Origin of the sequence: Spirillospora sp. NPDC052242 (assembly GCF_040679555.1) — a bacterium.
Taxonomy (GTDB): Bacteria; Actinomycetota; Actinomycetes; order Streptosporangiales; family Streptosporangiaceae; genus Spirillospora.
Map to the genome: position 1 here is coordinate 146,060 of NZ_JBFAUZ010000016.1, position 8,412 is coordinate 154,471.

Genomic DNA, 8,412 nt, shown 5'->3' on the forward strand with positions numbered 1-8,412 from the left:
CGGCGGGCTACCCCGCGTACGGTTCCAAGGCTCGGCGGAGTTCGCGCGCGGTCTGGAAGCCGATCCGCGGACGCTCGGTGAGCGCGTGGTCGACGACCTCGGCCAGACCGGACGGCAGGGCGGGCGCCCGCTCGCGGATCGGCACCGGGTCGGACTGCAGGATGTGCAGCCACGGGTCGGCGCCGGCGGGAAATCGGCGCGGCGGACGGCCGGTCAGCATCGCGTACAGGGACGCCGCGGCGGCCCACACGTCGAGCTCCGGGGACGCCTCGCGGAAGTTCACCACCTGGCGGCGCGGAACGAAGTACGGCTTGCCGGCCGTCGTGCCGGTGCGGGTCAGCCCGCTCAGGCCGTGCGCGTCGAACGCCTTCGCCAGGCCGAAGTCGCACACCTTGGCGTCCCCGCCGGAGAGGAGGATGTTGGACGGGCTCAGGTCCCGGTGCACGACGCCCTTCCCGTGGGCGTGCTCCAGGGCGTCCAGTACCTGCAGGACGAGCGGGACCGCCTCGTGCACGGGCATCTTCCCGCGCCTGTCGACGCCGCCGCCGGGGCAGTACTCGAGCGTGAAGTAGAAGACGCCGTCCGCGAACCCGGCGTCGTACAGCTCGGTGATGTGCCGGTGGCGCAGTGACCGGGTCAGCTCGATCTCGTTGAGGAAGCGGCGGCGGGCGGTGTCGTCCGCGGCGGCCCTCGGCAGCATCAGCTTCAGCGCCACCTCCGCGCCGGACGCGTCGCGGGCGAGGTGCACCACGCCCATGCCGCCGCGGCCCAGTTCGCGCAGCAGCGTCAGGCCGGCGATCGACCGCCGCTCCCCGCTGCCCGCCAGCTCGAGCAGCAGTTCCAGCATGGCGGACGGCTCCGCGCGGCAGTCCGGGCAGACCTGGTCGCCGGCGTCGGCGGGCACTTCGAGGCCGCACCGGACGCAGTGGTGCAGGACCTTGGTCGGGTTCCCCCGGACGCCGACGCGGAGCGTGTAGCCGCCGATCTCGATCTCGTCGCCGTCGGCCAGGTCGTGCTCGGGGAAGGCGAGCCGCGCGCCCTCCTCGGGCGTCTGGGTCCCGGCCCGCTGGCCGATCTTGACGCCGTTGACGCGGGTGCCGTTGAGGCTGCCGAAGTCGCGGATCCGCGCCTGCGGCGGGTTGACGTCGAGGAGGCAGTGGTGCCGCGACACCCGCCCGTCGCCGTCCAGCCGGGGGTCGCAGTCGGAGGCGCGGCCGAGGACGCGGGTGGTGCGCTCGGTGAAGACGAACTCGGACGGTCCGGACGGCCCGCCCGCCACCACGGTCAGGCTCACGCTCGCCGCCATCAGGACGCCTCCGCGCCGCGCAGCACGAGTTCGCCGCCGGCGGCGTCGACCCGGACCGGCTCGCCCTCCCGGAACAGTCCGGCGAGCAGCGCGCCGCCGAGCGGCCGCACGATCTCCCGTTCGATCGCGCGCTCGATCGTCCGGACGCCCGAGGGGCTGTCCAGGCCGAGGAACACCAGCAGTTGCCGGGCGGCGTCCGTCAGCTCGACGGCGGCGCCCCTGGAGCGGACCCGGTCGATCAGCTTGTCCACGATGCGGCCCAGCGCGGCGGCGTCCAGCGGGCGGAAGGCGATGACGCCGCTGAGCCGGCCGACCAGCTCCGGCCGGAGCCGCTCCGCCGGGTCGGCGAGGTTGCTGGTCAGGAAGATGAGCGTCTCGGTGAAGTCGACGCGGCGGCCGCGGGCGTCGGTCAGCCGCCCCTCGTCGCAGATCTGCAGCAGGACGTCGAGGACCCGCTCGTGCGCCTTCTCGATCTCGTCGAACAGGACGACGCTGTGCGGGTGCTCGCGCAGCGGCCCGGTGAGCTGCCCCTCCCGGTCGTGCCCGACGTAGCCGGGCGGGGCGCCCAGCAGCCGGTTGACGGTGTAGCGGTCCTGGTACTCGGACATGTCGACGGCGACCAGCCGGCGCTCGTCGCCGAACAGGAACTCCGCCGCGGCCTTGGCCAGCTCGGTCTTGCCGGTCCCGGTCGGCCCGGCGAGCAGGAAGACCCCGATCGGCCGCCGCGGGTCGCCGAGCCCGGCCCGGGCGGCGCGCACCGCCTCGGCGACCTCGCGCACCGCCTCGTCCTGCCCGATCACCCGCCGCGCGAGGTGCGCCTCCATCCGCAGCAGCCGGTCCGCCTCGCCGGACGCCGCGGGCTCGATCGGCGTCCGCGCGCGCTCGGCGACCTGCGCGGCGACGTCCTCGGCCCGGACGAGCGCCGCCTCGCCCGGCACGTCCGGTCCGAGCGTGCGGATCCGGGCGGCCGCGCAGGCCCCGTCGACGAGGTCGATGGCCTTGTCGGGGTGCCGCAGGTGCGGCAGGTGCCGGACGGCCAGGTCGACCGCCGCGCGCGCCACGTCGTCCTCGATGCGCACCCCGTGGTGTTCGGCGAGCCCGCCGAGCAGGCCCCGCAGGATCGTGACGGCCTCCTCGGGGCTCGGTTCCTCGACCCAGACGACCTCGAACCGGCGCCGCAGCGCGGAGTCCCGCTCGATGTGGCGGGCGTACTCCTCCGGCGTCGTCGCGCCGACGCAGCGCACCCGGCCGCGGGCGAGCGCGGGCTTGAGGATGTCGGCCGCGTCGCCGGGCCCGCTGCGGCCCGCCCCGAGGACCGTGTGCAACTCGTCGATGAACAGGATCACCTCCGGCGACGCCTCCGCCTCCTTCAGCACCTTCCCGAGGCGCCGTTCGAAGTCGCCCCGGTACTTCGCCCCGGCGAGCAGGGTCGACATGGAGATCTCCACGATGCGCGAACCGGCCAGGTCCGGCGGCGCGCCGGGCGCGGCGAGGCGGGCGGCGAGCGCCTCCACGATCCCGGTCTTGCCGACCCCGGCGGGCCCGACCAGGACGGCGTTGGGCTTGCGCTGCCGGACCAGCACCCGCGCGAGGCTCCGCAGCTCCGCGCGGCGCCCGATCAGCTCGGGCGGCCGGCCCTCGCGGGCCTCCCGGGTCAGGTCCCGGCCGTACTTGTCGAGGTAGGGGGTCGCGACCGGCTCCGGCTTCGGTTCGGGGCGTGGTGCGCGGTCGCGTTTCGGCTCGTCCTTCTTCGGCTCGTTCCGCTTCGGTGCGCGCCCGTCCGGTGCGGCCTCCTTCGGCGGGCCGGCGGGACGGCCGTTCGGGAAGAGGGCGGCGACCGGGTCGGCGATGCCGAACGGGTCCATGAAGACTTCCCGGCAGCAGTCCGGCAGGTCGGTCAGCATCTCGTAGAGCAGTTCGTCCGCCTCGAGGGCCCGGCCGCCGGAGCGTTCCCGCCCCCGTTCCACCGCCGCCGTGACGAGGGGGTCGGCCGGGGGCGCGGCGCCGCGCGGCGACGGGATCGCGCCCACGCGAAGATGCGCGACGCGCAGCGTCCTGCGCAGGACGTCCGGGGACGGCCCCGCGTCGGCGAAGGCGGCTTGCAGGACGCGCGCCACACCGGCGAGCTCGTCCCGCTGCGCCCGGTCGAATCTGCTGACCAGCTTCACGTCGATCCTCGCCAGCTTGGTCGCCCCCATCAGGACGTGGCAGGGCCCGACCGAGGGCGCGCCGCTTCGCTTCGCCTCCTGCGCCGCGAGCCCCATCATCACCGACACGCTGATCCCGTTGCGCATCAGGCCCCCGCCGACTCGGGCGCGGCGAGTTCCCAGTCGAGCGCCCAGAACCGGACGACGTCGTCGCCGCCCCACGCGAAGACCTCGTCGCCGCCGGGCAGGACGTCCGCGCGCCAGAGCCGGTCGCGATCCTTCTCCAGGACTCGCAGGCACTCTCCGCTCCCGACGTCCCACAGGCGCACCGCACCGTCCTCACCGGTCGAGATCGCGAACCGGCCGTCGGGGAAGAACCGCGCGCCGGTCGGCTCGTGGTCGCCCGCCGCCGCCGGATCGAACCTCCGGACCGGCTCCCCCGTCGCCGCGTCCCGGACCGACAGCTCGTTCCCGTAGCCGCCGCAGCAGAGGAGCAGCCGGCCGTCCGAGCTGACGCAGACGCCGTGGGCGTCACCCTCGACTTCCCACAGCGGGCGCCCGCCGGCCAGGTCCCAGGCGCCGAGCCGCCCGTCGTTCCGCACGGCGAAGGCCGTACCGCCATGGCAGCACAGATCCCGGACGGCCGCGCCAGCCGCGGGCACGGACCGGACGAGCCGTCCCGCGTCCAGGTCCCACAGCCCGATGCCGTCGGGGCCGCCGGTGACGGCCCGGGTCGCGCCGTCGCCGAACGCGATCGAGTCTGCGTCCACGGGGAGCGTCCGCAGGCACTCCAGGGTCGCGGCGTCCCACAGCCGGAGCACGCCGTCCTCGCCCGCCGACAGCAGCCTGCCGCCGTCGTCGCTCGCCACCAGCATGCGGACGACCGCCGGGTGCCGGTCACTGCGGCCGTGCGCCCGGACCTTGCGCGGCGCGCCCTTCCCAGCGGCGTCGATGATCGTGATGTGCCCGCCGGTGCCGCCCAGCGCCAGCGCGCCCGACCGTCCCACCGGCACCAGCGAGCGGCCCCACTCGAGGGGGAACTCCCGCACCTGCCAGGCTCCGCGCAGCCCGGTGCGGACGGCCGACGCGCCCGCGCGGCGCCACGCGCGGACGACCGCCGGGTCGCGTTCGTGGCCCGGCACGGCCCGCGCCCGGCCCAGCAGCCGCAGCGCCTCCGCGTCCCGGCCGTCCGCCAGCGCGCGGCCGGCCCCCGCCACCATGTCCCGCACCCGGTCCTCCGCCCGGCCCAGCTCGGCCGCCGGGCGCGGACGGCTGAGGTGCAGCGCGGCACGCCGGCCGCTCGGCAGCCGCCACGTCCGGACCGTGTCGTCCTTGCCGACGGACAGCGCGGTGCCGTCCGCCGCGCGCGGCAGGACGGCGGCCACGGACGCCCGGTGGCCGCGGAACGTCCGCAGGCACCGGCCGGTGCGGACGTCCCAGTACCGCGCGGTCTCGTCCTCGGAACCGGACAGCAGGTGGCGCCCGTCGGCGCTCAGCGAGAGCGCGGTGGCCCTCTCCTGGTGCCCGCGCAGCGTCACCGGGCTCCGGCCGCCGGTCAGGTCGTGGACCTGGATCGGGCCCCTCGCTTCGGCGGCGACCAGCAGGTTCCCGTCGGGGCTGAGGTGCAGCGCGGCGAGCAGGGATGCGTCCACGGCCCGGCCGAGCGCGGGCGCGCCGCCGGACAGGTCGACGACCCGGATCCGGTGGTCGAGCTCGAGCACCATCCGGTCGGCGGCGGCCGCCGCGCTCACCCGGCCGCCGCTCCATCCGGTGGCGAGGGGGCCCTGACGTCCGGTCCGCAGATTCCAGTAGACGTAGGTGCCGCCGCAGCCCCAGACGGCCCAGCGGCCGTCCGCGCTCAGCGCCGCCGTGGCCCGGTGCAGGGCGCGCTCGTCCGGCGCCTCGGGGTCCGGGGGCGGGACGTCGAAGACGTGCAGGCAGCGGCTCTCGTCGAGGTTCCAGACGCGCACCGTGCCGTCCTCCGACGCGGAGATCGCGCGGCGCCCGTCCGGTGTCACGTCGACCGACACGACGTTGCCGGTGTGGCCGTGCAGGCCGCCGATCAGCCGCGCGGAGTCGAGGTCCCACGACTGGACGAGACCGTCCGGGCCGCCGCTGACAGCCCGGATGGCGCCCCCGTTTCCCCCTGCTGGACGGCTCAGCGCGATCGTGGCCCGGCCGGTGAACAGCAGCGCGGCCACGCCGCCGTCGCGCCGTGCCCAGGGCAGCGGGCGGGCCTCGCCCTCCGCGTCCCGCGCGTCCCCTTCCCCCCGCTCCGTCCGGACCTGCGCGATCAGCTCGCGCACCTCCGGCGAGTCCGCGCCGTCCGTCCGGATGCCCTCCAGCCTGGCGAGGACGTCCTCATCGGTCGCCCTGCCGCCGCGCCACGTCAGCAGCGCGTGGTTGTAGCTCGCGGCGGGGTGCTGTGGATCGACGCCCAACGCCTGCCGCAGCGCCTGCACGGCCGCGGCGACCCGCCCCAGGTCGAGCAGGGAGAGCGCGCGGTTGTTCAGCTCGTCGGCGCGCAGGTCCACCTCGCGCGGAGCCGGACGGGACCCGCCGGTGAGGCGCCCGCGGATCCCCGCGAGCGCCTCCGCGACGTCGCCGATCGAGCGCGGCCGTCCGGCCGGGTCCGTCCGGAGGCACCGCGCGAGCAGGTCGGCGACGTCATCGGGAAGCCGGGGCAGGCCCGGCTCCGGCCGGTACGCGGCCAGCGCCTCGGTCGCGGCCGGGCCGACCATCCAGGTGACACCGCCGGTGAACATCTCCAGAACGGCCACCGCGAACGCGAACACGTCGCTGCGCCGCCCGACGGGCCGTCCGGCCGCCTGCTCGGGCGAGGCGTACGCCGGGGTCATCCCGCCGGTGGTCACCAGGACGCTCGTCTCCCCGGTGCCGTGATCCCGCGCGCCGCGCACCGGGACCTCGGACGGCGGCGCCGTGAACGCCCGCGCGAGCCCGAAGTCGGTCAGCTTGACCGCCCCGTCACCGTCGAGCAGCACGTTGGCCGGTTTCACGTCCTGGTGCACGAGGCCGCTCCGGTGCGCGTGGTCGAGGCCCCACGCGATCTGGACGGCGATGTCCAGGACGCCGTCCAGTGCGCGCTCACCCGCGTACAGGCTCCGGTCCGCGATCCGCCCGGCCAGGCTGCCGCCGGGCAGGTACTCGGCGAAGACCAGCGGCACGCCGTCGACCGTCCGCACGTAGTGGCACGTGCACACGTTGGGATGCAGCCCGAGCCCCACCCACAGTTGCGCCTCGTCGACGAACCGCTTCTCGCCCGCGCCGCCGTCCAGGAGTTCCGGCCTGGCGGACTTCATCGCCAGGTCGACGCCCCAGTCCAGGTGCCGGACGCGGTGGACCGTACCCATGCCGCCCCGGCCGAGCAGCCCCACCACCCGGTAGCGCCCGTCGATGACATCGCCCGTCCGCCACCGCGGCCCGTCGATCCCCATGGCTCCCTTCCCGGTTCGTCCGTCCGACCCCTCAAATAGACGACGATGTTCGGGAAGTTGTTCACGGCGGAGCGGGCCGATCCAAGACGTCATCGCGGCGCCATCCGGCGTTCACCGGCCCTCGCCTCCCGGCCGGGCGGGCGTCACCTTCCGTCGCGCCGGCCCCAGACCTGCGCCACCAGCGCGGCGCCGGAGCCCATCAGGGCGACGCCGAGCGGAACGTGGACGGCGGTCGCACCGTTCTCGCCGAGAGAGAACTGGACGACGGTGAACACGGCCGTCGCCAGTGCGGCGACGAGCGGCCGCACCGATCCGCCGCCGCGCCGCACCAGGAACGCCGCGACGATCGTGACGAGGAGGGCGACGACGAGGATGCCGGACGCGTTCCGGTGGATCTCGCTCCCGTTCTCGGCGCCGTCCAGCAACTGACCTGCGGTGATTCCCTGGAGCAGCATGCAGGCCGCCACGAAGGCGGTGGACGCTTTCAGCAGCCCGTAGAAGCGGGGCGGGACGGACGCGGCCGGTTCACGGGCGGCGGCGGTGCGGGCGGACGGCGACGACATCGTCTACTCCTCGACGTTCGGCGAGACGGTGTTCGCGGATTCCCCTGGCATCGCATGGCCCGGGGCACGCGCGGTCCCCCTAAAGACACTTTTCGCGCCCCGAATGTGACATCCGGCCGATAATTCCCGCCGGGCTCAGCCGTACCGGTCGACGCGACGCCCCGGCGAGCAGCGGGTGCCGGCATCGGGGTGGCACTCCCCCGCATGCAGGAGGACCTCGGCTTCTCGCAGGAGAATCTGTCGTGGGTCTTCAACGCCTACGTCGTCGCCTTCGGCGGCCTGCTCCTGCTCGGCGGACGGCTCTCCGACCTTTTCGGGGCACGACGGCTGTTCTCCGCCGGCCGGGTCGTCCTGCTCGCCGGATCCGCCGTGGCGGGCGCGGCCGGGACCGTGGCCGTCGAGCTGACGGGCCGCGCGCTGCAGGGCGTCGGCGCGGCGCTCGTCCGTCCGGACGGGTCGTACTGGGTGGACGTGCTGCCGGCCTCGCTCGTCGCGGCGCTCGGCATGTCGCTGGCCTTCATCCCCTCGCCGGGCACCGCGATGTCGGCGGCCGCGCCCGAGGAAGGCGGGCTCGCGTCCGGGATCGTGAACACGGGCTACCAGGTCGGGTCGGCGCTGGGGCTGGCCGCGATGACCGCCGTCGCCGCCTCCTTCGGCGCGGACGAACCGGGGAACCTGCCCGCGCTCACCGACGGCTTCCCGGCCGCCTTCGTCGGTGCCGGCCTGATCGCGCTCGCCGGAGCCGGGCCGACCGCCGTCACGCTGCGGATGCCCCGCCGATCGCCGGAGCCGGCGCCCGCGGCACCGCGCGAGACGGCCAAGGGCCGCTGACCGTCGGAACGGAAACCGAGCACGAACACGCGGTCGCCGAGCGCGGCCTTCGCGGCGGCCGCCCGCTCGACGAGGTCCGGGTCGGAGGCCGGCGGAAGCTCGCCGGGACA

The 8,412-nt window shown here is 75.6% G+C and carries 5 protein-coding genes; 1 reads left to right on the forward strand and 4 read right to left on the reverse strand.

Annotated elements, in window-relative coordinates; all coding sequences use genetic code 11:
* Positions 1–7: 7 nt before the first annotated feature.
* The 4 genes from AB0L25_RS15835 to AB0L25_RS15850 form a co-directional block, all read right to left on the reverse strand.
* The gene (locus tag AB0L25_RS15835; RefSeq protein ID WP_500172526.1) at positions 8–1,306 is read right to left on the reverse strand and encodes a protein kinase domain-containing protein; all 1,299 of its coding nucleotides are present in this window, start codon (positions 1,304–1,306) and stop codon (positions 8–10) included.
* Positions 1,306–3,600, reverse strand: a complete 2,295-nt coding sequence (locus tag AB0L25_RS15840) for an AAA family ATPase (RefSeq protein WP_500172528.1) — start codon at positions 3,598–3,600, stop codon at positions 1,306–1,308. Before AB0L25_RS15840 ends, AB0L25_RS15835 begins: the two co-directional genes overlap by 1 nt.
* A complete protein-coding gene (locus tag AB0L25_RS15845) occupies positions 3,600–6,908 on the reverse strand; it encodes a protein kinase domain-containing protein (protein ID WP_500172530.1) in 3,309 nt (1,102 codons plus the stop codon). The genes AB0L25_RS15840 and AB0L25_RS15845 overlap by 1 nt, the downstream gene beginning before the upstream one ends.
* A gap of 143 nt (positions 6,909–7,051) precedes the next feature.
* Complete coding sequence (locus tag AB0L25_RS15850) at positions 7,052–7,471, reverse strand: hypothetical protein (RefSeq protein WP_500172532.1); 420 nt, start codon at positions 7,469–7,471, stop codon at positions 7,052–7,054.
* A 204-nt stretch (positions 7,472–7,675) separates the two neighbouring features.
* On the opposite strand from AB0L25_RS15850, the gene AB0L25_RS15855 reads away from it, so the two are divergent.
* On the forward strand, positions 7,676–8,302 hold the full coding sequence (locus AB0L25_RS15855) for an MFS transporter (RefSeq protein WP_500172534.1): 627 nt from the start codon (positions 7,676–7,678) through the stop codon (positions 8,300–8,302).
* Positions 8,303–8,412: the final 110 nt, after the last annotated feature.